The sequence below is a fragment of the Citrobacter sp. BDA59-3 genome, from assembly GCF_015167655.1.
GTDB lineage: Bacteria > Pseudomonadota > Gammaproteobacteria > Enterobacterales > Enterobacteriaceae > Phytobacter > Phytobacter diazotrophicus.
Genome location: NZ_CP063427.1, coordinates 4,811,706 through 4,834,380, shown reverse-complemented (window position 1 = coordinate 4,834,380; position 22,675 = coordinate 4,811,706). Strand labels below are relative to the sequence as shown.

The 22,675-nt window shown below is 51.3% G+C and carries 19 protein-coding genes, 2 tRNA genes and 4 rRNA genes; 12 read left to right on the top strand and 13 right to left on the bottom strand.

All coding sequences use genetic code 11. The features are described 5' to 3' along the window. Nucleotides 1-59: 59 nt before the first annotated feature. Genes trkA through def form a run of 4 tightly spaced genes read right to left on the bottom strand, consistent with a single transcriptional unit; the run spans nucleotide 60 to nucleotide 4,269 of the window. Nucleotides 60-1,436 (bottom strand): Trk system potassium transporter TrkA, encoded by a 1,377-nt coding sequence (trkA, locus tag IP582_RS22730; RefSeq protein WP_039076825.1) that lies wholly within the window; start codon nucleotides 1,434-1,436, stop codon nucleotides 60-62. Nucleotides 1,437-1,458: 22 nt separating this feature from the next. Beyond that, nucleotides 1,459-2,748 (bottom strand): 16S rRNA (cytosine(967)-C(5))-methyltransferase RsmB, encoded by a 1,290-nt coding sequence (gene rsmB / locus IP582_RS22725; RefSeq protein ID WP_193794507.1) that lies wholly within the window; start codon nucleotides 2,746-2,748, stop codon nucleotides 1,459-1,461. A 49-nt stretch (nucleotides 2,749-2,797) separates the two neighbouring features. Continuing rightward, nucleotides 2,798-3,745: a methionyl-tRNA formyltransferase gene (gene fmt / locus IP582_RS22720; RefSeq protein ID WP_193794506.1), complete on the bottom strand. Its 948-nt coding sequence runs from the start codon at nucleotides 3,743-3,745 to the stop codon at nucleotides 2,798-2,800. A gap of 14 nt (nucleotides 3,746-3,759) precedes the next feature. Next, nucleotides 3,760-4,269, bottom strand: a complete 510-nt coding sequence (gene def, locus IP582_RS22715; protein WP_039076828.1) for a peptide deformylase — start codon at nucleotides 4,267-4,269, stop codon at nucleotides 3,760-3,762. A 127-nt stretch (nucleotides 4,270-4,396) separates the two neighbouring features. On the opposite strand from def, the gene dprA reads away from it, so the two are divergent. The 6 genes from dprA to IP582_RS22685 are packed head-to-tail and all read left to right on the top strand — an operon-like array spanning nucleotide 4,397 to nucleotide 8,190. Then, a complete protein-coding gene (gene dprA / locus IP582_RS22710) occupies nucleotides 4,397-5,521 on the top strand; it encodes a DNA-protecting protein DprA (RefSeq protein ID WP_193794505.1) in 1,125 nt (374 codons plus the stop codon). Beyond that, nucleotides 5,493-5,966 carry a DUF494 family protein Smg gene (gene smg, locus IP582_RS22705; RefSeq protein ID WP_039076830.1) on the top strand — a complete coding sequence of 158 codons (474 nt, stop codon included), beginning with the start codon at nucleotides 5,493-5,495 and terminating at the stop codon, nucleotides 5,964-5,966. Before dprA ends, smg begins: the two co-directional genes overlap by 29 nt. A gap of 27 nt (nucleotides 5,967-5,993) precedes the next feature. Continuing rightward, nucleotides 5,994-6,551 carry a type I DNA topoisomerase gene (locus IP582_RS22700; RefSeq protein WP_193794504.1) on the top strand — a complete coding sequence of 186 codons (558 nt, stop codon included), beginning with the start codon at nucleotides 5,994-5,996 and terminating at the stop codon, nucleotides 6,549-6,551. Beyond that, nucleotides 6,541-7,113: an L-threonylcarbamoyladenylate synthase type 1 TsaC gene (gene tsaC, locus IP582_RS22695; RefSeq protein ID WP_193794503.1), complete on the top strand. Its 573-nt coding sequence runs from the start codon at nucleotides 6,541-6,543 to the stop codon at nucleotides 7,111-7,113. The genes IP582_RS22700 and tsaC overlap by 11 nt, the downstream gene beginning before the upstream one ends. 4 nt (nucleotides 7,114-7,117) lie before the next feature. Next, nucleotides 7,118-7,936, top strand: a complete 819-nt coding sequence (gene aroE, locus IP582_RS22690) for a shikimate dehydrogenase (RefSeq protein WP_193794502.1) — start codon at nucleotides 7,118-7,120, stop codon at nucleotides 7,934-7,936. Beyond that, nucleotides 7,933-8,190 carry a DUF1488 domain-containing protein gene (locus IP582_RS22685; RefSeq protein WP_193794501.1) on the top strand — a complete coding sequence of 86 codons (258 nt, stop codon included), beginning with the start codon at nucleotides 7,933-7,935 and terminating at the stop codon, nucleotides 8,188-8,190. Before aroE ends, IP582_RS22685 begins: the two co-directional genes overlap by 4 nt. On the opposite strand, the gene IP582_RS22680 is transcribed toward IP582_RS22685, so the two are convergent. Beyond that, nucleotides 8,172-8,720, bottom strand: a complete 549-nt coding sequence (locus IP582_RS22680; RefSeq protein WP_039076835.1) for a gamma carbonic anhydrase family protein — start codon at nucleotides 8,718-8,720, stop codon at nucleotides 8,172-8,174. The two genes, IP582_RS22685 and IP582_RS22680, sit on opposite strands and share 19 nt — an antisense overlap. Before the next feature lie 473 nt (nucleotides 8,721-9,193). Between IP582_RS22680 and IP582_RS22675 the strand changes: the two genes are divergently transcribed. The 6 genes from IP582_RS22675 to rrf (IP582_RS22650) all read left to right on the top strand — a co-directional run bounded on the left by IP582_RS22675 (nucleotide 9,194) and on the right by rrf (IP582_RS22650) (nucleotide 14,442). Further along, nucleotides 9,194-10,733: ribosomal RNA gene (locus IP582_RS22675) — 16S ribosomal RNA — on the top strand. A gap of 85 nt (nucleotides 10,734-10,818) precedes the next feature. Beyond that, nucleotides 10,819-10,894, top strand: a tRNA-Glu gene (locus IP582_RS22670). 187 nt (nucleotides 10,895-11,081) lie between these two features. Continuing rightward, nucleotides 11,082-13,984: ribosomal RNA gene (locus IP582_RS22665) — 23S ribosomal RNA — on the top strand. A 99-nt stretch (nucleotides 13,985-14,083) separates the two neighbouring features. Further along, a 5S ribosomal RNA gene (gene rrf, locus IP582_RS22660) occupies nucleotides 14,084-14,199 on the top strand. 14 nt (nucleotides 14,200-14,213) lie between these two features. Further along, nucleotides 14,214-14,289, top strand: a tRNA-Thr gene (locus IP582_RS22655). Nucleotides 14,290-14,326: 37 nt separating this feature from the next. Then, nucleotides 14,327-14,442, top strand: a 5S ribosomal RNA gene (rrf, locus tag IP582_RS22650). Together the 16S, 23S and 5S rRNA genes with 2 tRNA genes alongside form the textbook arrangement of a ribosomal RNA operon. Before the next feature lie 161 nt (nucleotides 14,443-14,603). Here rrf (IP582_RS22650) and IP582_RS22645 read toward each other — a convergent pair. From IP582_RS22645 to fis, 8 genes are all read right to left on the bottom strand, one after another. Then, nucleotides 14,604-15,362 (bottom strand): amino acid ABC transporter ATP-binding protein, encoded by a 759-nt coding sequence (locus IP582_RS22645; protein ID WP_039077391.1) that lies wholly within the window; start codon nucleotides 15,360-15,362, stop codon nucleotides 14,604-14,606. 7 nt (nucleotides 15,363-15,369) lie between these two features. Then, a complete protein-coding gene (locus tag IP582_RS22640; protein WP_193794500.1) occupies nucleotides 15,370-16,473 on the bottom strand; it encodes an amino acid ABC transporter permease in 1,104 nt (367 codons plus the stop codon). A 9-nt stretch (nucleotides 16,474-16,482) separates the two neighbouring features. After that, entirely contained in the window at nucleotides 16,483-17,664 is a 1,182-nt protein-coding gene (locus IP582_RS22635) for an amino acid ABC transporter permease (RefSeq protein WP_132441031.1), read from the bottom strand. A gap of 70 nt (nucleotides 17,665-17,734) precedes the next feature. Then, the gene (locus tag IP582_RS22630) at nucleotides 17,735-18,760 is read right to left on the bottom strand and encodes an amino acid ABC transporter substrate-binding protein (RefSeq protein ID WP_039077394.1); all 1,026 of its coding nucleotides are present in this window, start codon (nucleotides 18,758-18,760) and stop codon (nucleotides 17,735-17,737) included. Nucleotides 18,761-19,236: 476 nt separating this feature from the next. Next, a complete protein-coding gene (locus IP582_RS22625) occupies nucleotides 19,237-19,458 on the bottom strand; it encodes a membrane protein (protein ID WP_039077395.1) in 222 nt (73 codons plus the stop codon). Nucleotides 19,459-19,822: 364 nt separating this feature from the next. Next, nucleotides 19,823-21,901, bottom strand: a complete 2,079-nt coding sequence (locus tag IP582_RS22620) for a bifunctional diguanylate cyclase/phosphodiesterase (protein ID WP_039077397.1) — start codon at nucleotides 21,899-21,901, stop codon at nucleotides 19,823-19,825. A gap of 141 nt (nucleotides 21,902-22,042) precedes the next feature. Then, on the bottom strand, nucleotides 22,043-22,207 hold the full coding sequence (locus tag IP582_RS22615; protein WP_039077398.1) for a DUF2556 family protein: 165 nt from the start codon (nucleotides 22,205-22,207) through the stop codon (nucleotides 22,043-22,045). 158 nt (nucleotides 22,208-22,365) lie between these two features. Then, on the bottom strand, nucleotides 22,366-22,662 hold the full coding sequence (gene fis / locus IP582_RS22610) for a DNA-binding transcriptional regulator Fis (protein ID WP_000462905.1): 297 nt from the start codon (nucleotides 22,660-22,662) through the stop codon (nucleotides 22,366-22,368). Nucleotides 22,663-22,675: the final 13 nt, after the last annotated feature.

Here is a 22,675-nt window from a genome sequence, read left to right as displayed (position 1 = left end):
TTTTTTTAACATTGATAAAACCAGGGTTAAATAAAAGGCGCCGGTCTGGCGCCCGATAATTACAGGAAGAAAGGGCTGGGCTGGAACAGGCGCTCAACGTCGGTAATATATTTTTTGTCGGTAAGGAACATGATGACGTGGTCACCCTGTTCGATACGTAAATTATCGTTGGCGATCATCACATCATTACCGCGCACAACGGCACCGATAATTGTGCCTGGTGGCAGCTTAATCTCATCAATAACACGTCCGACGACACGCGAGGTACTCTCATCACCATGTGCCACGGCCTCTATTGCTTCGGCAACACCGCGACGCAGCGATGACACACCGACGATATCTGCTTTGCGCACATGGCTTAGCAACGCAGAAATAGTGGCCTGCTGTGGTGAAATCGCAATATCGATCACGCTGCCCTGCACCAGATCGACGTAGGCACGGCGTTGAATGAGCACCATGACTTTCTTGGCGCCCATTCGCTTGGCCAACATGGCGGACATGATATTCGCCTCATCATCGTTGGTGACGGCAATGAAGAGATCCATTTGATCAATATGTTCTTCTGCGAGCAGTTCCTGATCCGACGCATCACCATAAAACACAATGGTGTTTTGTAGTTTTTCCGCCAGTTCCGCCGCGCGTTGTTGATCGCGCTCGATCAATTTAACGCTGTAATCTTTTTCCAGGCGCATTGCCAGGCCAGCGCCGATATTCCCGCCGCCAACAAGCATGATGCGCTTATAGGGTTTTTCAAGACGCTGTAACTCGCTCATCACGGCACGAATATGTTGAGACGCGGCGATGAAAAAGACTTCATCACCGGCTTCGACAATCGTTGAACCCTGTGGGCGAATTGGGCGATCATGACGGAAAATAGCGGCGACGCGAGTATCAATATGCGGCATATGCTCGCGCATGGTTGATAGCGCGTTTCCTACCAGGGGCCCGCCGTAATAGGCTTTTACGACGGCGAGGCTAACTTTCCCCTCGGCGAAATTCACAACCTGAAGCGCCCCCGGGTATTCAATCAATCGATAAAGACTGTCGATGACCAATTGCTCCGGGGCAATGAGGTGGTCAATAGGCACAGCTTCAGAATGGAACAATTTGTCTGCGTCACGCACATAGTCCGGGGAGCGGATGCGTGCAATACGGTTTGGCGTATTAAATAAAGAATAGGCCACCTGGCAGGCAACCATATTTGTTTCGTCAGAACTGGTTACCGCAACCAGCATATCTGCGTCGTCAGCACCAGCCTCGCGGAGCACGCGTGGATGTGAACCATGCCCCTGGACGACGCGTAAATCAAATTTGTCCTGCAGACTACGCAGACGATCGCCGTTAGTATCCACGACGGTGATGTCATTATTTTCACCGACCAGGTTTTCTGCCAGCGTTCCGCCGACTTGCCCCGCGCCCAGTATTATGATTTTCATCAGCTGCGACCCGTTATCCTACTTATTGTTTGGAAAGCTTAGCGTAAAAGAAGCCGTCACCCTCTTCGGCTCCAGGCAGATTCTGCTGACCTGGCTGTTCTGGTGTTCCCGTTACGTTTAAGCGAGCATCAGGCGTACGTGACAGGAATGCGGCAATTTGCTGGCTGTTCTCTTCCGGCAAAACTGAGCACGTGGCATACACCAGCGTCCCGCCAGGTTTAAGATGTGGCCAGACAGCATCAAGAATCTCAGCCTGCAATTGCACAAGTTCGCTGATGTCACGATCCCGGCGCAACCATTTGATATCCGGATGGCGACGAATAACCCCCGTTGCTGAGCAGGGCGCATCCAGCAAAATACGGTCGAATTTCTCATCGCCGCACCATTGTGCAGGGTGACGTCCATCGCCTTGCTTCACCTCAGCGTTCATTCCCAGACGTTTAAGGTTGTCATAGACGCGGGAAAGACGTTGCTCGTCAATGTCGACAGCCAGAACGCGGGCTTGCGGAGCGGCTTCAAGGATATGTGTGGTTTTACCGCCTGGGGCGGCACACAAATCCAGGATGCGTTCACCATTTTGCGGTTCAAGGAAGGTTATGCAGCCCTGTGCGGACGCATCCTGGACAGTGACCCAGCCCTCATCAAAACCGGGTAATGCGCTTACAGGAACCGCGGATGCCATGCGTACAGCATCGGGATAATCCGGATGTGAGAATCCTTCCATTCCGCTTTCGGCCAGTAGCGCCAGCCAGGCGTCACGGGAGTAATGGTTACGATTGACGCGCAACCACATAGGTGGACGCAGATTATTGGCCTCGACAATATGTTGCCACTGTTGCGGATACGCTTTTTGCAGGCGTTTTAGCAACCACGCTGGGTGCAGGAAGCGTTGTTCACTCTGTTCAAACTCAGCCTGTAAGGCTTCTTGCTGGCGCTGGAACTGACGCAGTACACCATTAATCAGGCCTTTAAGCTGTGGACGCTTGATAGCAATGGCACCTTCAACGGTCTCTGCCAGCGCGGCGTGAGCTGGAATACGGGTATGCAGTAGCTGATACAGGCCAATCATAATCAGATAATGTACGGTACGCTGTTTACCCGTCATTGGACGGGACATCAACTTATTGATGAGCCAGTCCAGTTGCGGGAGCGTTCGCAGTGCGCCAAAGCAGAGCTCCTGCAGCAGTGCTTTGTCTTTATCGGAGACTTTTTGCTGTAGTGGCGGAAGAACATTACTCAGGGATTGCCCTTGTTCAACGACCTGCTCGATAGCCTGTGCCGCCATGCTGCGTAAATTAATATTTTTTTTCATAGCCACGAAAATAAAAAATGCCCGGTAGTACCGGGCTTAAAGATAATTGTCAGACCAGACGATTGCCCGGCGTAAACCACTCCCGCCGGGAGTTTAGTAAATCCTGGGCATTCATCGCTTTTTTACCGGCGGGTTGGAGCGATTCAAGATTCAAAATGCCCTCAGCCGTTGCAACCTGAATACCTTGCTTATTAGCTTCAATAATGGTGCCGGGTTCGGCTTTAGCCTGGCTATTTATCACCGACGCCTTCCAGACCTTAACGGGCTGCTCCTCAATGACGAAATAGCTCATTGGCCAGGGATTGAAGGCCCGAATACAACGCTCAAGCTGTTCAGCAGGCAAAGACCAGTCAAGAAATGCTTCTTCTTTGCTAAGTTTTTCAGCATAGGTAACCTGCGTTTCGTCCTGAATCTCGGGCGTTGCCGTACCAGTTGCAATTTGCGTCAGCGTTGCGAGCAAACCCTGCGGGCCAAGTTGTGCCAGCTTATCGTAGAGTGTCGCACTGGTGTCTTCGGCAGTGATTGGGCAGGAGAGCTTATAAAGCATATCCCCCGTGTCCAGCCCGACATCCATTTGCATGATGGTGACGCCAGTTTCCGTGTCACCTGCCCAGAGGGAACGTTGGATCGGTGCCGCACCACGCCAGCGTGGGAGCAAAGAACCGTGTACGTTCAGGCAGCCGAGACGAGGCATCTCCAGAACAGCTTTCGGCAGGATGAGGCCGTAGGCGACAACTACCATGACATCGGCCTGCAAATCGGCAACGAGCTGTTGATTTTCCTGTGGACGAAGAGACACTGGCTGAAATACCGGAATCCCTTTCTCTTCAGCCAGTACTTTGACCGGGCTCGGCATCATTTTTTTGCCGCGTCCGGCAGGACGATCAGGCTGAGTGAATACGCCAACGATCTGATGCTCAGAAGAGAGCAGCGCGTCGAGGTGACGCGCTGCAAAATCAGGTGTGCCGGCAAATATAATGCGTAGTGAATCTGACACGTGGATTCTTATCCTTAAGCTCGCGCTTTCATGCGATCAAGTTTTTCAACTTTCTGGCGAATACGTTGTTGCTTGAGTGGTGACAGATAGTCGATAAACAATTTTCCGACCAGATGATCCATCTCATGCTGAATGCAAATAGCCAACAGGCCATCCGCTTCCAGCTCATAGGTTTGACCTTCGCGGTTCAGCGCGCGGATTTTCACTTTTTCGGCACGCGGAACAAGCGCACGCTGCTCTGGAATAGAGAGGCAACCCTCTTCAATTCCCGTCTCGCCGCTTTTTTCCAGCAGTTCCGGGTTAATTAACACCAGTTGCTCATCGCGGTTTTCAGAGACATCAATAACAATAATACGTTGATGAATATCTACCTGGGTTGCAGCCAGACCGATACCTTCTTCGGCGTACATTGTCTCAAACATATCGTCAACGATACGCTGAATTTCTGCATTAACTTCTTTTACCGGCGCGGCGACTTTGCGAAGACGCTCGTCCGGAATATGTAACACTTGCAAAACTGCCATAAATATCCAGAGTCGTGTTCAAGAGTAAGAAAGATTATTCCCTCTATTCTAGACAAATCCCCCTCCGATTGACAGCATCGGTGACCAATCGCAAGGATTGGGCGAGCTATTTATGGCAGGGATGCATATGACTTCTACAGAAATATGGTTGCGCCTGATATATACAGGCGATCTGTTCGGTGAGGGAATGCTCAGGGCGGCGCAGAGCCTTACAAATAGCGCTGTGATTGATGTTGAGACGCTAACCTCAAGCGGCATGACGGTAAAACAGGCCAGACGGTTTCTGGCCATGAGCTCGCGCGAAATTGAAGAGAGTTTGCTATGGCTTGAGCAACCGCAGCATCATCTTATTCTGGCCTGCGAGAAGCAATATCCTCAGCAGTTACGAGCGATTGCTGATTATCCTGGTGCGCTTTTTATTATAGGGGAGCCAGATGTACTGGCGAGCCAGCAGATTGCTGTCGTTGGCAGTCGAGCACATTCATGGTACGGCGAGCGTTGGGGGACCCAGTTTTGTGAAGCCCTGGCACGGAGCGGTTTAACTATTACCAGTGGACTGGCGCTTGGGATCGATAGTGTTGCGCATCGCGCAGCGCTTAACGCGCAGGGTAAAACCATTGGTGTATTAGGGCATGGCCTTTTTACCGTGTATCCACGACGCCATGTCTCCCTGGCCGCCGACATCATTGCCAATGGCGGGGCGCTCGTCTCCGAATTTTCCCTCAAGACTACACCTTATCCTGGCAATTTCCCTCGACGTAATCGCATTATTAGCGGGCTTAGTCGTGGGGTGTTGGTTATCGAAGCTGCTTTACGCAGCGGTTCATTAGTGACTGCACGCAGTGCGGTGGAACAGGGGCGTGAGGTTTTTGCGCTCCCCGGCCCGGTAGGAAACCCCGGCAGCGAGGGGCCGCACTGGTTGATACAGCAGGGCGCGCTCCTGGTTGTCTCGCCAGAAGAGATTCTGGAAAATTTGCAATACGGGCTACATTGGTTGCAGCCAGGTAACGAAAATTCAATTTATTCGCCAGATCAAGAAGAGGTGGCATTGCCATTTCCCGAGCTCCTGGCTAACGTAGGAGATGAGGTAACACCTGTTGACGTCGTCGCTGAACGTGCCGGCCAACCTGTGCCAGTAACTGTGGCTCAGCTACTTGAACTGGAGTTAGCAGGGTGGATCGCAGCTGTACCCGGCGGCTATGTCCGATTAAGGAGGGCAAGCCATGTTCGACGTACTAATGTATTTGTTTGAGACTTACATCCATAACGAAGCTGAAATGCGGGTAGATCAGGACAAACTGGAACGGGACCTTACCGACGCTGGTTTTGATCGTGAAGATATCTATAACGCGCTTCTGTGGCTTGAAAAGCTGGCTGATTATCAGGAAGGCCTCGCCGAACCGATGCAGCTCGCTTCTGACCCGCTCTCCGTGCGTATTTATACGCCAGAAGAGTGTGAACGGCTGGATGCCAGTTGCCGGGGATTCTTATTATTCCTGGAGCAGATTCAGGTGCTAAACCTCGAAACACGTGAAATGGTGATTGAACGTGTGCTGGCGCTGGATACGGCAGAATTCGAACTGGAGGACCTTAAATGGGTCATTCTGATGGTTCTGTTTAACATTCCAGGATGTGAAAACGCCTACCAGCAAATGGAAGAATTACTCTTTGAAGTGAATGAAGGTATGCTGCATTAACCATTTTTTGCAGCTTCCAGAGTCCTTATGGCCAAATCAGCACTGTTTACGGTGCGTAACAACGAGCCCTGCCCACAGTGCGGGGCTGAACTCGTTATTCGTTCCGGCAAGCATGGTCCGTTTCTCGGATGTTCTCATTATCCGGAATGCGATTATGTGCGTCCGCTGAAAAGTCAGGCGGATGGACACGTCGTCAAAATTCTGGAAGGACAAGACTGCCCCGTCTGTGGTGCCGTACTGGTACTGCGACAGGGACGGTTTGGGATGTTCATTGGCTGTAGCCACTATCCTGAGTGTGAACATACCGAACAAATCGACAAACCCGATGACACCGCGATCACGTGTCCACAGTGTCAGTCCGGGCATTTGATCCAGCGACGGTCGCGATTTGGCAAAACCTTCCATTCCTGCGATCGTTATCCCGATTGTCAGTTCGTCATCAATTTCAAACCCGTGGCAGGGGAATGTCCAACATGCCACTACCCGCTACTGATTGAGAAAAAAACGGCGCAAGGTATCAGATGTTTCTGCGCCAGTAAACAATGTGGAAAGCCGGTAACGGCGGAACAGACTCGTGAAGAATAACCTGCATTTGGATCCCATTGCTGCTGCGGTGGCGGTCCTGAAAAATAAAAAAGTCATCGCATATCCCACAGAAGCGGTTTTCGGTGTTGGGTGTGACCCGGACAGCGAGATTGCCGTAAATCGTCTGCTTGAGTTGAAACAGCGCCCGGTCGAGAAAGGACTGATCCTGATCGCCGCCAGTTTCGAGCAGTTAAAGCCCTATATAGACGACAGCATGCTGAATGAGACTCAGCGGCAGGCTGTTTTCGACTGCTGGCCAGGACCGGTAACATTCGTCTTTCCTGCCAAAGCTACCACGCCGCGCTGGCTGACCGGGCGTTTCGACTCTTTGGCAGTGCGCGTTACCGATCACCCGCTGGTGATCGCGCTGTGCGAGGCGTACGGCAAACCACTGGTATCAACCAGTGCAAACTTGACCGGTTTACCTCCTTGCAGAACGGATGATGAAGTACGCCAGCAATTTGGTGCCGACTTCCCTGTCGTGGAAGGGAAAACGGGTGGCCGCCAGAATCCTTCTGAAATTCGCGACGCCCTTACCGGTGAATTATTTCGTCAAGGTTAACGCTATGGAATCCTACGCTGTATTTGGTAACCCCGTCGCACACAGCAAATCGCCGTTTATTCACGCGCAATTTGCGGCTCAGTTAAAGATTGAACACCCTTATGGTCGCGTACTGGCGCCAATGGATGATTTCGTCAATACGCTTGAGGCTTTCTTTGCTGCGGGAGGGAAAGGTGCCAATATTACCGTGCCTTTTAAAGAAGAAGCCTTCAGTCGGGCAGATGAACTTACCGAACGCGCTGCGCTTGCGGGGGCGGTAAATACATTAAAGCGTCTTGATGATGGGCGCTTGCTGGGTGACAACACTGACGGGATCGGGTTATTGAGCGATCTGGAGCGCTTGTCATTTATCAAACCCGGCTTTCGCATCCTGCTAATTGGTGCGGGTGGCGCTGCACGAGGCGTACTGCTCCCGCTGCTTTCGCTGGATTGCGCAGTGACAATAACCAACCGGACGTTGGCTCGAGCACAGGAACTGGCAACGCTTTTTGCTCATACCTGCAGCGTGAATGCGCTTGCGTTATCCGAGCTGGCAGGCCATGAATTCGACCTCATCATTAATGCTACCTCCAGTGGTATTGATGGAGGCGTGCCCGAGTTACCCGAATCTCTCATCCATGCAGAGCTTTTTTGCTACGACATGTTCTATCAAAAAGGCAGCACACCTTTCCTTGCCTGGTGCCAGCAAAATGGGGCGCAGCGATGCGCCGATGGTTTAGGGATGCTGGTGGGGCAAGCCGCGCATTCCGTGCTGTTATGGCATGGCGTATTGCCAGATATCGAATCTGTTATTAAACAGCTCCAGAAGGAACTGGCGGAATGAACCAGGCTATCCAATTTCCCGACAGGGAAGAGTGGAATGATGCACAGCAGGCGGTCTGTTTTCCTGCCCTGGTTAACGGCTTACAACTTACCTGCATACTGCGTGCTGAGGTTCTGGCGGAACGTTTTGGGGGCGATTCGCCAGCGCGGTGGCTGGCGTTGTTCCGGGAAAACCGCTGGGATCTGGAAGATGAGGCCGAACAGTTGATCCGTGAGCAGCAGGAAGACGAGCAGGGTTATATCTGGTTATCCTGAGCCAGATACTCATCCTTCCATTTCACGTAGTTGTTCGCCGAGTATTTTAACCCTGCGATCTCTTCTTCTTTTAGCGGGCGGATCTGTTTCACCGGGCTGCCAAGGTAAAGGTAACCGCTCTCGAGGCGTTTATTTTGCGGAACCAGGCTGCCCGCGCCAATCATCACGTCATCCTCTATAACCGCGCCATCTAATAAAATGGACCCCATTCCGACCAGAACGCGGTTACCGATAATGCAGCCATGCAGCATGACTTTATGTCCCACCGTCACATCTTCGCCAATGATTAGCGGGTTACCTTCTGGGTTATAAGAAGATTTATGCGTAACGTGTAATACGCTTCCGTCCTGGATATTACTGCGTGCCCCTATCTCTACATAGTTGACATCACCGCGGATAACGACCAGTGGCCAAATACCGACATCATCAGCAATACGTACATCGCCGATCACGACGCTGGTGGCATCGACCATCACTTTTTCACCGACTTGAGGATACAAATTTCTATAAGGACGTAAAACTGCGGACATAGCTACCTCATCAAAAACAGGTTGTGAAGTAGACTTTGGTGGCAATAACGGCCTTGTGCAAGCCTTTTACTTGTCATAATTCGAGCAGATCGTACGGGATCTCAGCGAAAAGGGCGAAAAAACAACAATCAGTAAAAAAGATCGAAAAAAGGCTTGTGCAAAAAAATGGGATCCCTATAATGCGCCTCCGTTGAGACGACAATGTGAAACACTTCACGAGATGGTCGGAACAACGAGGAGAAAAATCCTGAAATAACGGGTTGACTCTGAAAGAGGAAAGCGTAATATACGCCACCTCGCAACGGTGAGCGAAAGCCGCGTTGCACTGCTCTTTAACAATTTATCAGACAATCTGTGTGGGCACTCAAAGTGACATGGATTCTTAACGTCCTCGGACGATAAATGAATACCAAGTCTCATAGAGTGAACACGTAATTCATTACGAAGTTTAATTCTACGAGCATCAAACTTTTAAATTGAAGAGTTTGATCATGGCTCAGATTGAACGCTGGCGGCAGGCCTAACACATGCAAGTCGAACGGTAGCACAGAGAGCTTGCTCTCGGGTGACGAGTGGCGGACGGGTGAGTAATGTCTGGGAAACTGCCCGATGGAGGGGGATAACTACTGGAAACGGTAGCTAATACCGCATAACGTCGCAAGACCAAAGAGGGGGACCTTCGGGCCTCTTGCCATCGGATGTGCCCAGATGGGATTAGCTAGTTGGTGAGGTAATGGCTCACCAAGGCGACGATCCCTAGCTGGTCTGAGAGGATGACCAGCCACACTGGAACTGAGACACGGTCCAGACTCCTACGGGAGGCAGCAGTGGGGAATATTGCACAATGGGCGCAAGCCTGATGCAGCCATGCCGCGTGTATGAAGAAGGCCTTCGGGTTGTAAAGTACTTTCAGCGGGGAGGAAGGCGTTGTGGTTAATAACCGCAGCGATTGACGTTACCCGCAGAAGAAGCACCGGCTAACTCCGTGCCAGCAGCCGCGGTAATACGGAGGGTGCAAGCGTTAATCGGAATTACTGGGCGTAAAGCGCACGCAGGCGGTCTGTCAAGTCGGATGTGAAATCCCCGGGCTCAACCTGGGAACTGCATTCGAAACTGGCAGGCTTGAGTCTTGTAGAGGGGGGTAGAATTCCAGGTGTAGCGGTGAAATGCGTAGAGATCTGGAGGAATACCGGTGGCGAAGGCGGCCCCCTGGACAAAGACTGACGCTCAGGTGCGAAAGCGTGGGGAGCAAACAGGATTAGATACCCTGGTAGTCCACGCCGTAAACGATGTCGACTTGGAGGCTGTGCCCTTGAGGCGTGGCTTCCGGAGCTAACGCGTTAAGTCGACCGCCTGGGGAGTACGGCCGCAAGGTTAAAACTCAAATGAATTGACGGGGGCCCGCACAAGCGGTGGAGCATGTGGTTTAATTCGATGCAACGCGAAGAACCTTACCTGGTCTTGACATCCACGGAATTCGGCAGAGATGCCTTAGTGCCTTCGGGAGCCGTGAGACAGGTGCTGCATGGCTGTCGTCAGCTCGTGTTGTGAAATGTTGGGTTAAGTCCCGCAACGAGCGCAACCCTTATCCTTTGTTGCCAGCGGTCCGGCCGGGAACTCAAAGGAGACTGCCAGTGATAAACTGGAGGAAGGTGGGGATGACGTCAAGTCATCATGGCCCTTACGACCAGGGCTACACACGTGCTACAATGGCATATACAAAGAGAAGCGACCTCGCGAGAGCAAGCGGACCTCATAAAGTATGTCGTAGTCCGGATTGGAGTCTGCAACTCGACTCCATGAAGTCGGAATCGCTAGTAATCGTGGATCAGAATGCCACGGTGAATACGTTCCCGGGCCTTGTACACACCGCCCGTCACACCATGGGAGTGGGTTGCAAAAGAAGTAGGTAGCTTAACCTTCGGGAGGGCGCTTACCACTTTGTGATTCATGACTGGGGTGAAGTCGTAACAAGGTAACCGTAGGGGAACCTGCGGTTGGATCACCTCCTTACCTTAAAGAACCTGCCTTTGTAGTGTCCACACAGATTGTCTGATGAAAAATAAAAAGCAAGGCGTCTTGCGAGTGAGACTTCAGTGTCCCCTTCGTCTAGAGGCCCAGGACACCGCCCTTTCACGGCGGTAACAGGGGTTCGAATCCCCTAGGGGACGCCACTTGCTGGTTTGTGAGTGAAAGTCACCTGCCTTAATATCTCAAAACTCATCTTCGGGTGACGTTTGAGATATTTGCTCTTTAAAAATCTGGATCAAGCTGAAAATTGAAACGACACACGAAAGTGTGTTCGAGTCTCTCAAATTTTCGCGACACGATGATGTTTTACGAAACATCTTCGGGTTGTGAGGTTAAGCGACTAAGCGTACACGGTGGATGCCCTGGCAGTCAGAGGCGATGAAGGACGTGCTAATCTGCGAAAAGCGCCGGCGAGGTGATATGAACCTTTGACCCGGCGATGTCCGAATGGGGAAACCCAGTGCAATTCGTTGCACTATCGTTTGATGAATACATAGTCAAACGAGGCGAACCGGGGGAACTGAAACATCTAAGTACCCCGAGGAAAAGAAATCAACCGAGATTCCCCCAGTAGCGGCGAGCGAACGGGGAGCAGCCCAGAGCCTGAATCAGCTTGTGTGTTAGTGGAAGCGTCTGGAAAGTCGCGCGATACAGGGTGACAGCCCCGTACACGAAAGCACACAGGCTGTGAGCTCGATGAGTAGGGCGGGACACGTGGTATCCTGTCTGAATATGGGGGGACCATCCTCCAAGGCTAAATACTCCTGACTGACCGATAGTGAACCAGTACCGTGAGGGAAAGGCGAAAAGAACCCCGGCGAGGGGAGTGAAAAAGAACCTGAAACCGTGTACGTACAAGCAGTGGGAGCACCTTCATGGTGTGACTGCGTACCTTTTGTATAATGGGTCAGCGACTTATATTCTGTAGCAAGGTTAACCGTATAGGGGAGCCGAAGGGAAACCGAGTCTTAACTGGGCGTTAAGTTGCAGGGTATAGACCCGAAACCCGGTGATCTAGCCATGGGCAGGTTGAAGGTTGGGTAACACTAACTGGAGGACCGAACCGACTAATGTTGAAAAATTAGCGGATGACTTGTGGCTGGGGGTGAAAGGCCAATCAAACCGGGAGATAGCTGGTTCTCCCCGAAAGCTATTTAGGTAGCGCCTCGTGAATTCATCTCCGGGGGTAGAGCACTGTTTCGGCTAGGGGACCATCCCGGCTTACCAACCCGATGCAAACTACGAATACCGGAGAATGTTATCACGGGAGACACACGGCGGGTGCTAACGTCCGTCGTGAAGAGGGAAACAACCCAGACCGCCAGCTAAGGTCCCAAAGTCATGGTTAAGTGGGAAACGATGTGGGAAGGCACAGACAGCCAGGATGTTGGCTTAGAAGCAGCCATCATTTAAAGAAAGCGTAATAGCTCACTGGTCGAGTCGGCCTGCGCGGAAGATGTAACGGGGCTAAACCATGCACCGAAGCTGCGGCAGCGACGCTTATGTGTTGTTGGGTAGGGGAGCGTTCTGTAAGCCTGCGAAGGTGTGCTGTGAGGCATGCTGGAGGTATCAGAAGTGCGAATGCTGACATAAGTAACGATAAAGCGGGTGAAAAGCCCGCTCGCCGGAAGACCAAGGGTTCCTGTCCAACGTTAATCGGGGCAGGGTGAGTCGACCCCTAAGGCGAGGCCGAAAGGCGTAGTCGATGGGAAACAGGTTAATATTCCTGTACTTGGTGTTACTGCGAAGGGGGGACGGAGAAGGCTATGTTAGCCGGGCGACGGTTGTCCCGGTTTAAGCATGTAGGCTGGTTATCCAGGCAAATCCGGATAACCAAGGCTGAGGTGTGATGACGAGTCACTACGGTGATGAAGTAACAAATGCCCTGCTTCCAGGAAAAGCCTCTAAGCATCAGGTAACACGAAATCGTACCCCAAACCGACACAGGTGGTCAGGTAGAGAATACCAAGGCGCTTGAGAGAACTCGGGTGAAGGAACTAGGCAAAATGGTGCCGTAACTTCGGGAGAAGGCACGCTGATATGTAGGTGAAGCCCCTGCGGGTGGAGCTGAAATCAGTCGAAGATACCAGCTGGCTGCAACTGTTTATTAAAAACACAGCACTGTGCAAACACGAAAGTGGACGTATACGGTGTGACGCCTGCCCGGTGCCGGAAGGTTAATTGATGGGGTTATCCGTAAGGAGAAGCTCTTGATCGAAGCCCCGGTAAACGGCGGCCGTAACTATAACGGTCCTAAGGTAGCGAAATTCCTTGTCGGGTAAGTTCCGACCTGCACGAATGGCGTAATGATGGCCAGGCTGTCTCCACCCGAGACTCAGTGAAATTGAACTCGCTGTGAAGATGCAGTGTACCCGCGGCAAGACGGAAAGACCCCGTGAACCTTTACTATAGCTTGACACTGAACATTGAGCCTTGATGTGTAGGATAGGTGGGAGGCTTTGAAGTGTGGACGCCAGTCTGCATGGAGCCAACCTTGAAATACCACCCTTTAATGTTTGATGTTCTAACGTGGACCCGTTACCCGGGTTGCGGACAGTGTCTGGTGGGTAGTTTGACTGGGGCGGTCTCCTCCCAAAGAGTAACGGAGGAGCACGAAGGTTGGCTAATCCTGGTCGGACATCAGGAGGTTAGTGCAATGGCATAAGCCAGCTTGACTGCGAGCGTGACGGCGCGAGCAGGTGCGAAAGCAGGTCATAGTGATCCGGTGGTTCTGAATGGAAGGGCCATCGCTCAACGGATAAAAGGTACTCCGGGGATAACAGGCTGATACCGCCCAAGAGTTCATATCGACGGCGGTGTTTGGCACCTCGATGTCGGCTCATCACATCCTGGGGCTGAAGTAGGTCCCAAGGGTATGGCTGTTCGCCATTTAAAGTGGTACGCGAGCTGGGTTTAGAACGTCGTGAGACAGTTCGGTCCCTATCTGCCGTGGGCGCTGGAAGATTGAGGGGGGCTGCTCCTAGTACGAGAGGACCGGAGTGGACGCATCACTGGTGTTCGGGTTGTCATGCCAATGGCACTGCCCGGTAGCTACATGCGGAAGAGATAAGTGCTGAAAGCATCTAAGCACGAAACTTGCCCCGAGATGAGTCTTCCCTTGGACTTTAAGTCCACTAAAGGAACGTTAAAGACGATGACGTTGATAGGCCGGGTGTGTAAGCGCAGCGATGCGTTGAGCTAACCGGTACTAATGAACCGTGAGGCTTAACCTTACAACGCCGAAGATGTTTTGGCGGATTTGAGAAGATTTTCAGCTTAGATTCAGAGTTGAGTACGCAATGAAAGATTGCGTACTGAGCACAAAGAATTTGCCTGGCGGCTTTAGCGCGGTGGTCCCACCTGACCCCATGCCGAACTCAGAAGTGAAACGCCGTAGCGCCGATGGTAGTGTGGGGTCTCCCCATGTGAGAGTAGGGAACTGCCAGGCATCAAATTAAGCGTGCTGATATGGCTCAGTTGGTAGAGCGCACCCTTGGTAAGGGTGAGGTCCCCAGTTCGACTCTGGGTATCAGCACCAGTTTTAAGGTTAAAGTTCGGCGCTTAGAAAGAATTTGTCTGGCGGCTTTAGCGCGGTGGTCCCACCTGACCCCATGCCGAACTCAGAAGTGAAACGCCGTAGCGCCGATGGTAGTGTGGGGTCTCCCCATGTGAGAGTAGGGAACTGCCAGACATCAATTAAAACAAAAGGCTCAGTCGAAAGACTGGGCCTTTTGTTTTTGATATAGGTTTATTAGCGCGTTTGCAGCTTTCTTTTTCAGTACAACCTACGGGAACTGAAGCAATAAAAAAGGCCATCCGTAGAGATGGCCTTTTGCATTTCTATAACAACTATCAGTGGATAACCTGAGACAGAAAAGCACGGGTGCGTTCGGACTTAGGATTAGCGAAAAACTCCTGCGGCGGCGCCTGCTCAACGATTTCACCACGATCCATAAAGATCACCCGGTCAGCAACGGTACGTGCAAAGCCCATTTCGTGAGTCACACACAGCATTGTCATTCCCGATTCAGCCAGACCAATCATGGTATCCAGCACTTCTTTCACCATCTCAGGGTCAAGCGCAGAGGTTGGTTCATCAAAAAGCATAATTTTCGGTTTCATACAGAGTGAGCGGGCGATAGCCACACGCTGCTGCTGGCCACCAGAAATTTGCCCCGGGAATTTATGGGCGTGCTCAGCAATACGAACGCGCTCTAAATAGTGCATTGCCAGCGCTTCGGCTTCCTTCTTCGGCATCTTCCGTACCCAGATCGGTGCCAGCGTACAGTTCTGCAGTACCGTCAGATGCGGGAAAAGGTTGAAGTGCTGAAATACCATCCCCACTTCCTGGCGAACCTTCTCAATATTACGAATATCTTCGTTTAACTCGATGCCATCCACTACGATACGACCCTGCTGATGCTCTTCCAGATGATTAATGCAACGAATAGTCGTGGATTTCCCTGAGCCGGAAGGGCCGCACAGAACGATGCGTTCCCCTTGCTTTACCTTAAGGTTAATATCTTTAAGTACGTGAAATTGCCCGTACCATTTATTCACATCTTCGAGCGTAATCATCGCATCGGCAGGTTGCATAGTAATTTGACTCATAATTTCCTCAATGCGCTGAACGCCCGGTATGGAAGCGCTTCTCCAGATGTTGGCTATAGCGCGACATGCTAAAACAGAAAATCCAATAAACTAACGCGGCAAATACATAACCTTCGGTCGACATACCGAGCCAGGCGGGGTCAACCGTTGCCTGCTGGACGCTACTGAAAAGATCGAACAGGCCGATGATGATAACGAGGCTGGTATCTTTAAACAGCGCGATAATGGTATTCACCAGACCCGGAATAACCAGTTTCAGTGCCTGCGGTAAAATCACCAGCCCTTGTGTTTTCCAGTATCCCAGCGCCAGTGACTCGGCAGCTTCGTATTGCCCTTTTGGCAGAGCCTGCAAGCCGCCACGCACGACTTCGGCGACGTAGGCGGACTGAAACAGAATTACCCCGACCAGCGCACGGATCAGCTTATCGATACTTGTGCCTTCCGCCATAAATAGCGGCAGCATGACAGAGGACATGAACAGTACGGTGATCAACGGTACGCCACGCCAGAACTCGATAAAAATCACTGACAATACCCGCACGACCGGCATTTTTGAGCGACGCCCGAGCGCCAGCAATATGCCCAGAGGCAAAGCGCCAGCGATACCCACAGAGGCGATGATTAACGTCAGCGTTAACCCGCCCCACTGGCGCGTTTCCACACGTTCGAGTCCCAAAAAACCACCGTACATCAGCCACCACACCACAAGCGGATAGGCCACAGCCCAGCAAGCGATATAGCGACCACGGCTCGGTAGCTTTTTCCAGAACATCGGTGCAATAGAAAGGAGTCCGACAATCAGGGCGAGGTTAATGCGCCAGCGTTGCTCGTGCGGATAGAGGCCATACATGAACTGACCAAAACGCTCATGAATAAACACCCAGCACGCACCCGCTTTGGTACAATCTGCGCGCGTCGATCCTATCCAGTTCGCCTGAAAAAGAGCCCAGTTCAGCAGCGGTGGAATCAGTTCCCACATCAGCCAGAGGCAGAAGAGCGTCAGCAGTGCGTTCAGCCAGCTTGAAAATAAATTTTTCTTTATCCACAGCACAATACCGCTGCTTCCTGCACGGGTCTGGCGCGTAGATTGAGACAGAATAGCTTTTGTCATCAGATGTCCTTAGCGCTCAATTAATGCGATGCGGCGGTTATAGATATTCATAAGCAACGAAATCGACAGACTGATAATCAGATAAACCGACATGGTAATCGCAATCGTTTCGATGGCCTGGCCTGTCTGGTTCAACACCGTACCGGCGAACAACGACACCATATCCGGATAACCAATCGCGGCCGCCAGAGACGAGTTTTTTGCAATATTTAAATACTGGCTGGTCAGCGGTGGAATAATGACACGCAGTGCCTGCGGAATGATGACCTGACGCAACGTCACCGGGTTGGGCAAGCCAAGCGAACGTGCCGCTTCATGTTGACCGTAGGGGACAGATTGAATGCCTGAGCGGATAATCTCAGCAATGAATGCCGAGGTGTAAACCGACAGTGCAATCGTTAGTGCCGCCAGTTCCGGAATTAACACCATACCGCCCTGGAAGTTGAAACCGCGCAAGTGCGGGATGTCCCAGTGAAGCGCTGCGCCAAATACCCAATGAGCCAGCAACGGGAGCACAATAATCAGCCCCAGAGCCGTTGGCCATGTGCGGCGCAATTGGCCGGTTTTAATCTGGTGCGCTTTGTTAAAGCGGTACAGACCGATGCTGATGGCCAGTGCGATAACAATCGTGCCGATAAACGCCCATAGCCCTTCCCCCAGTTGAGGTGATGGGATATAGAGCCCCCTGTTACTGAGGAACAGCAAATCCATAGCGCCAATAGCCTGACGTGGGCCAGGTAAATTACGCAATACGGCGAAATACCAGAAGAAGATTTGCAGCAGCGGGGGAATATTACGGAACGTCTCGATATAAATCGTAGAGAGCTTACGTAACAGCCAGTTTTCTGAAAGACGGCAGAGTCCCAGAAAAAAGCCGATAAATGAGGCGAAAACAATACACAGCGCTGATACCAGCAAGGTATTGAGCAGGCCAACGAAGAAGACGCGGCCATAAGTGTCACCCTGTTCGTAGTCGATAAGGTGCTGAACAATGCCAAATCCGGCAGCACGATCAAGAAATGCAAAACCAGAAGTAATACCGCGGCTGTTCAGGTTAGTAACGGTATTGTGTATCAAATAGATCGCGATGCCGATAACAGCAAGAATAGCGATAATTTGAAACAGCCAGGCACGAACCGCAGGGTTTGAAAAGGAGAGTGATCCTTTAACGGTTGGGCGGCGTTGGGACATAAGAAAACCTCGGTAACCATGACTCTGGAGTGGGCGCCGCATAGGCAGCGCCCGTTACAGCACTTACGTCTTAACGTACTGGCGGAGCGTATTGAATACCGCCGTTGTTCCAGAGATTATTCTGGCCGCGTTTGATTTTCAGCGCGCTGTCAGCACCGACGTTACGCTCGAAGATTTCAGAGTAGTTGCCCACTTTCTTGATGATGTTGTAGGCCCATTTGTTGTCGAGTTTCAGGTCTTTACCAAAATCACCTTCGGTACCCAGCAGGTGCGCCATGTCTGGCGTTGCTGGTTTAGCCGCTTTCTCGTCAACGTTTTTCGAGTTGATGCCCATTTCTTCTGCGTTCAGCATGGCAAACAGGGTCCAACGAACGATGGAGAACCAATCTTCATCACCGCGACGAACGACCGGGCCCAGCGGCTCTTTGGAGATCACTTCCGGCAGGACGATCCATTCAGCCGGATTGCTTAGCTTGATACGCAGTGCGTACAACTGAGACTGGTCAGATGCCAGCGTATCGCAACGGCCTGACTCCAGCGCTTTTGCGGATTCATCAGAGCGGTCAAAGGTCACCGGCGTGTATTTCATATTGTTGGATTTAAAGTAATCCGCCACGTTGAGCTCGGTATCGGTACCCGCCTGAATACATACGGTGGCGCCGTCCAGCTCTTTGGCGCTTTTCAGACCAGCTTTGTTATGGGTCAGGAAGCCGATACCGTCGTAATAGGTTACGCCAGTAAAGGACATCCCCATACCAGCGTCGCGTGAAGAGGTCCAGGTTGTGTTACGGGAAAGGATATCTACCTCGCCGGATTGCAGTGCGGTGAAACGCTCTTTTGCGGTCAGCGGGGTGTATTTTACTTTCGTGTCATCGCCAAATACGGCAGCGGCAACGCCACGGCATACATCAACATCAATACCGGTGAATTTACCGTTAGCATCCGCGTAAGAGAAGCCAGGAAGACCGTCACTGATACCGCACTGTACGAAGCCTTTCTTCTTAACGGCATCCAGAGTTGTGCCAGCATGGGCTTGATTTGCAACGGCAAACAGCACGCCGGCAGCTGCCAGGCTGGCAATCATCATCTTTTTCATAATGCATCCTGTGTGGCGAAAAATTATCGTTATATGAAGGCGTCCGGGAAACGCCTTAAACCTGTCTGTGGCTTTGGCCATACTCTTTAAAGCAAAGGTAGTGCCAGTTTTTGCGAACGCGGAAAAATGCGAGCCGCGAGCACAATATGGAGAGTGTAGACATGAAAAAATAACCTCAACGCCCTGCCATGGTGCAAAATTCCAACCTGCGCCACAAAACAGAGCAAAAAACTTTCACATAGCCGATTCTGCTAACAAATAAGTTTCAGGGGGTAATATAAGCAAGAAAGCTAAACGCATTACTTTGTGAAACGCGTCACGAGCAGAGATGAAATAATTAAAAATGTGGCGGGAAATCAGGCAGGAGTGCAGAATTATTTAAATGAGTTGCTCATTTTTGATGCTAAAAATTTACGCCAATAAAAAGAAATGCACTGTAATAAAGCAAAGCGCGGCATAACCGCGCTTTGGATAAATTACTTAGTTAACGCGACGATACCCAGCGTTAAGCCTGCCAGAGCCGCAGCCCCTCCCGCAATCGCACCTGCGGTTTCCCAGTTATCCTGAGTCGTTCCTTTTACACAGGTATTGGTATGGACCAGACGCCCTTGATCATCATACGTGGGGACGCAAGGTGAGTCGTGCGCACAACCTGCCAGGGTAGCGGTAAGCAGAACAACGGAAATTAATCTTTTCATGATGTTACCTCTAAATAGTCCCGATCCCTGGTATCAAATAACGACACCAGCGCAGAATCGATACGCTATTTTAACATCGCGAAGATTAAGAATGCCCCGTTCAATAATCTCAAAGTATGAGCTGTGTAAACATCGTGAAGAGAATAACGATATTTCATCGAATAATGCAGAAAAAATGGAGGTGATGAAGAGAGTATGCAGGGGGATAAGGAAATATAAAAATTTAAAGTTCGTTATCTATTGTGAGCCAATGATTTTAATAAAAATAATGGAAATGGCAATAGCAAGGTAGGTTAAAAACGCCGACAGGCTAATAGATAAAAGGGTGCAAAATTAAACCCCCTTTTATCTACTCTATTGATATTTAACAAACAGGTTCCTGTTGGCACAATGTATTTCCCTGAGCGCTGATAACCTCAGGCGTGACCGGGCGACCTAACAGATAACCTTGTAGCGTATTGCATCCCAGCTCAGTCAAAAAGGCCTGCTGTTCTGTGGTTTCAACCCCTTCCGCCACCACTTTCAGATTTAACGTTTTCGCCAGCGCGATGATAGCCGAGACGATGGTTGCATCGTCGCCATCACTATTGAGTTCTCTGACAAAAGCGCGATCAATTTTCAGTTCACACGCGGGAAGTCGCTTAAGATAAAGCAAGCTGGAATAGCCAGTACCAAAGTCATCAATGGATGCCTGAACGCCTGCATCGGTAAGTTCCGTCAAGACGCGGACGCTCTCGTCAGGGTTCGTCATCGCTGTGGTCTCGGTGACCTCAAGTATTAGCGTGTCAGGTGGCACCTCATGCTTTTGCAGGCTATCCATGATGGTCTGAACCAGCGACGGTTGTTCAAATTGCAGTGTTGATAAGTTGACTGCTACCGACCAGCCAATATTCCCCTGCGCACGCCATTCGCTTAACTGGCGGCATGCTTCATCAATGACCCAGTTTCCGAGCGGGACAATCAGGCCCGTCTTCTCCGCTAACGGTAAAAAAACGTCCGGAGAGAGCATCCCTCGTTTTGGATGCTGCCAGCGGAGCAGGGCTTCAAAGCCAATGATTGGTCCGGCTGGCGCCTGGAATTTCGGTTGATAAACCAGGCGGAACTCTTTACGTTCCATTGCCAGCCACAGGTCGTTCATCAGTTGTAACTGCGTCTGCGCCAGGGTATTCATGGACGGCTGGAAGAAGTGATAGCCGTTTCGCCCCATATGCTTGGTGTGATACATCGCCGCGTCGGCGTTAAACATCAGCTCGCGCTCATTTTTACCATCGTGCGGATAGAGTGCGATGCCCACGCTCAGGGTGACCATCATGTCATACGGGTCGATATTAAACGGCTTGTCGATAACGCGCACCAGCGAGCCAGCAAGCGTCGCTGCTTCATCCGGGGCACTTACCTCTGTCAGCAGGACGAATTCGTCACCACCCATACGAGCCAGCGTAAATTGCCCCTTGAGCTGCTGCTTGAGACGATCAGCCACAGCAACCAGCAATTTATCGCCCACGTCGTGCCCATAGGCGTCGTTAACGGTTTTAAAGCCGTCCAGGTCCATAAACATCAGCGCGAAGAAAGAACCTTCACGTCTGGCTTTATTTATTGCCTGATCCAGACGGTCTTCCAGCAGCACGCGGTTAGGCAGGCGCGTTAGGGTATCGTGTAGCGCCAGTTGGGCCAGCTCGCGGTTCGCTTCTGCCAGTGACGAGGCCAACTGAGATGTCCGCGCCTGCAGGCGTGCATCCAGCATGGAAACGAGTAGAGTGATGCCGAGGATGGAAAATGCCACGACGCTTACCAGCACTGCCAGCCAGTTGCCGTTAACGCCATGGTGACTCATTGGCTCCTGGTTTGGGAATCGCGCTGCCATCATGCCGCTGTAGTGCATACCGGCAATAGCGATCCCCATTAGGATGGCCGCGCCAAAGCGCATTAAGGCCACCTGAGCGGCTTCATGACGAAGACGGAACGTCAGCCATAGCGCGGCAAAAGAAGCGGTTAATGCAATGATGACCGAGATGGCGACCCAGAACATATCCCAGACAATGGCGGGCTCCACTTTCAGCGCTGCCATGCCGGTATAGTGCATGGCAACGATCCCCATCCCCATCACAAAGGAACCGGGGAGAAGATGCAGCATGGTCAGTTCATTACCGCTGACTAACCAGAGTGCGAACAATGAGGCGCCGATGGCAATGAGCATGGAGATCGCCGTCAATAACGGGTCATAGCTCAGGTGCATTGAGATATCCATCGCCAGCATGCCGATAAAATGCATGGCCCAGATACCAATGCCCATTGCTACACCGCCGCCGGTCAACCACACCCATGATGAAGACCCTGAGCTGGTGGACACACGACCTGCCATATTTAGCGCAGTATAGGAAGCCAGAATGGCAACAATAAAAGAAACAACAACCAGGATTTGGTCGTATTGGCTAACCAGCATGATGTCATCAACTCATTCACAAAAGTATTATGCGTAGCTACACTTGAGAAGACAAAAAAGGTGGTGACATTATCATTGCAAGTGGATGACTCAAAACGGTTTCTCTGCTTGCACGAAGCAAGAGGCCGGGCGGGAAAACAGCTAATTTAAATCAGCACAGTTCACCAGCTTGAGAGGATTGACGGAATCCATGTTTCGGCATTTATCTACCTCTGTTGTCAGGAATTCGATCCACTGCATGATCAATGCATCCAGCAACAGGACAGAAAGGGCAAAAATAACCAGCCAAAAATACTTTCGAATCATCCCGCATATCCTTTTCGTGCAACCATTCGTTGGGAATATACACGAAAATGTTATCGGCAGGCGTTGAGGAAAGATAAGTTTTTTGGCGGAATTCCAGCGAAAAAAAAGCGCGTCCCCATGCCGGTCCGCGCCTTTTAACAAGCAGTCTCTGATAACTATCAGTTCATGCCGTATTTTTTCAGTTTCTTACGCAGCGTACCACGGTTGATACCCATCATCAGGGCAGCGCGGGTTTGATTGCCGCGGGTGTATTGCATCACCATGTCCAACAGTGGCTGTTCAACTTCAGCCAGTACCAGCTCATACAGATCATTAACATCCTGACCATTCAGTTGAGCAAAATAGTTCTTCAGTGCCTGTTTAACCGAGTCACGCAGGGGCTTTTGAGTTACCTGATCCTGAGAGTTAACGGTAGAAACGGTCAGTACGTCAGAATTTACGCGTTGTTCGAACATAGTTCTGTCAGCT

What these genes read in the sequence shown, in the direction of transcription:
- trkA (WP_039076825.1), bottom strand. Translation starts at nt 1,436, where the DNA reads ATGAAAATCATAATACTGGGCGCGGGGCAAGTCGGCGGAACGCTGGCA.
- rsmB (WP_193794507.1), bottom strand. Translation starts at nt 2,748, where the DNA reads ATGAAAAAAAATATTAATTTACGCAGCATGGCGGCACAGGCTATCGAG.
- def (WP_039076828.1), bottom strand. Translation starts at nt 4,269, where the DNA reads ATGGCAGTTTTGCAAGTGTTACATATTCCGGACGAGCGTCTTCGCAAA.
- dprA (WP_193794505.1), top strand. Translation starts at nt 4,397, where the DNA reads ATGACTTCTACAGAAATATGGTTGCGCCTGATATATACAGGCGATCTG.
- smg (WP_039076830.1), top strand. Translation starts at nt 5,493, where the DNA reads ATGTTCGACGTACTAATGTATTTGTTTGAGACTTACATCCATAACGAA.
- IP582_RS22700 (WP_193794504.1), top strand. Translation starts at nt 5,994, where the DNA reads ATGGCCAAATCAGCACTGTTTACGGTGCGTAACAACGAGCCCTGCCCA.
- aroE (WP_193794502.1), top strand. Translation starts at nt 7,118, where the DNA reads ATGGAATCCTACGCTGTATTTGGTAACCCCGTCGCACACAGCAAATCG.
- IP582_RS22685 (WP_193794501.1), top strand. Translation starts at nt 7,933, where the DNA reads ATGAACCAGGCTATCCAATTTCCCGACAGGGAAGAGTGGAATGATGCA.
- IP582_RS22680 (WP_039076835.1), bottom strand. Translation starts at nt 8,720, where the DNA reads ATGTCCGCAGTTTTACGTCCTTATAGAAATTTGTATCCTCAAGTCGGT.
- IP582_RS22645 (WP_039077391.1), bottom strand. Translation starts at nt 15,362, where the DNA reads ATGAGTCAAATTACTATGCAACCTGCCGATGCGATGATTACGCTCGAA.
- IP582_RS22640 (WP_193794500.1), bottom strand. Translation starts at nt 16,473, where the DNA reads ATGACAAAAGCTATTCTGTCTCAATCTACGCGCCAGACCCGTGCAGGA.
- IP582_RS22635 (WP_132441031.1), bottom strand. Translation starts at nt 17,664, where the DNA reads ATGTCCCAACGCCGCCCAACCGTTAAAGGATCACTCTCCTTTTCAAAC.
- IP582_RS22630 (WP_039077394.1), bottom strand. Translation starts at nt 18,760, where the DNA reads ATGAAAAAGATGATGATTGCCAGCCTGGCAGCTGCCGGCGTGCTGTTT.
- IP582_RS22625 (WP_039077395.1), bottom strand. Translation starts at nt 19,458, where the DNA reads ATGAAAAGATTAATTTCCGTTGTTCTGCTTACCGCTACCCTGGCAGGT.
- IP582_RS22620 (WP_039077397.1), bottom strand. Translation starts at nt 21,901, where the DNA reads ATGCTGGTTAGCCAATACGACCAAATCCTGGTTGTTGTTTCTTTTATT.
- IP582_RS22615 (WP_039077398.1), bottom strand. Translation starts at nt 22,207, where the DNA reads ATGATTCGAAAGTATTTTTGGCTGGTTATTTTTGCCCTTTCTGTCCTG.
- fis (WP_000462905.1), bottom strand. Translation starts at nt 22,662, where the DNA reads ATGTTCGAACAACGCGTAAATTCTGACGTACTGACCGTTTCTACCGTT.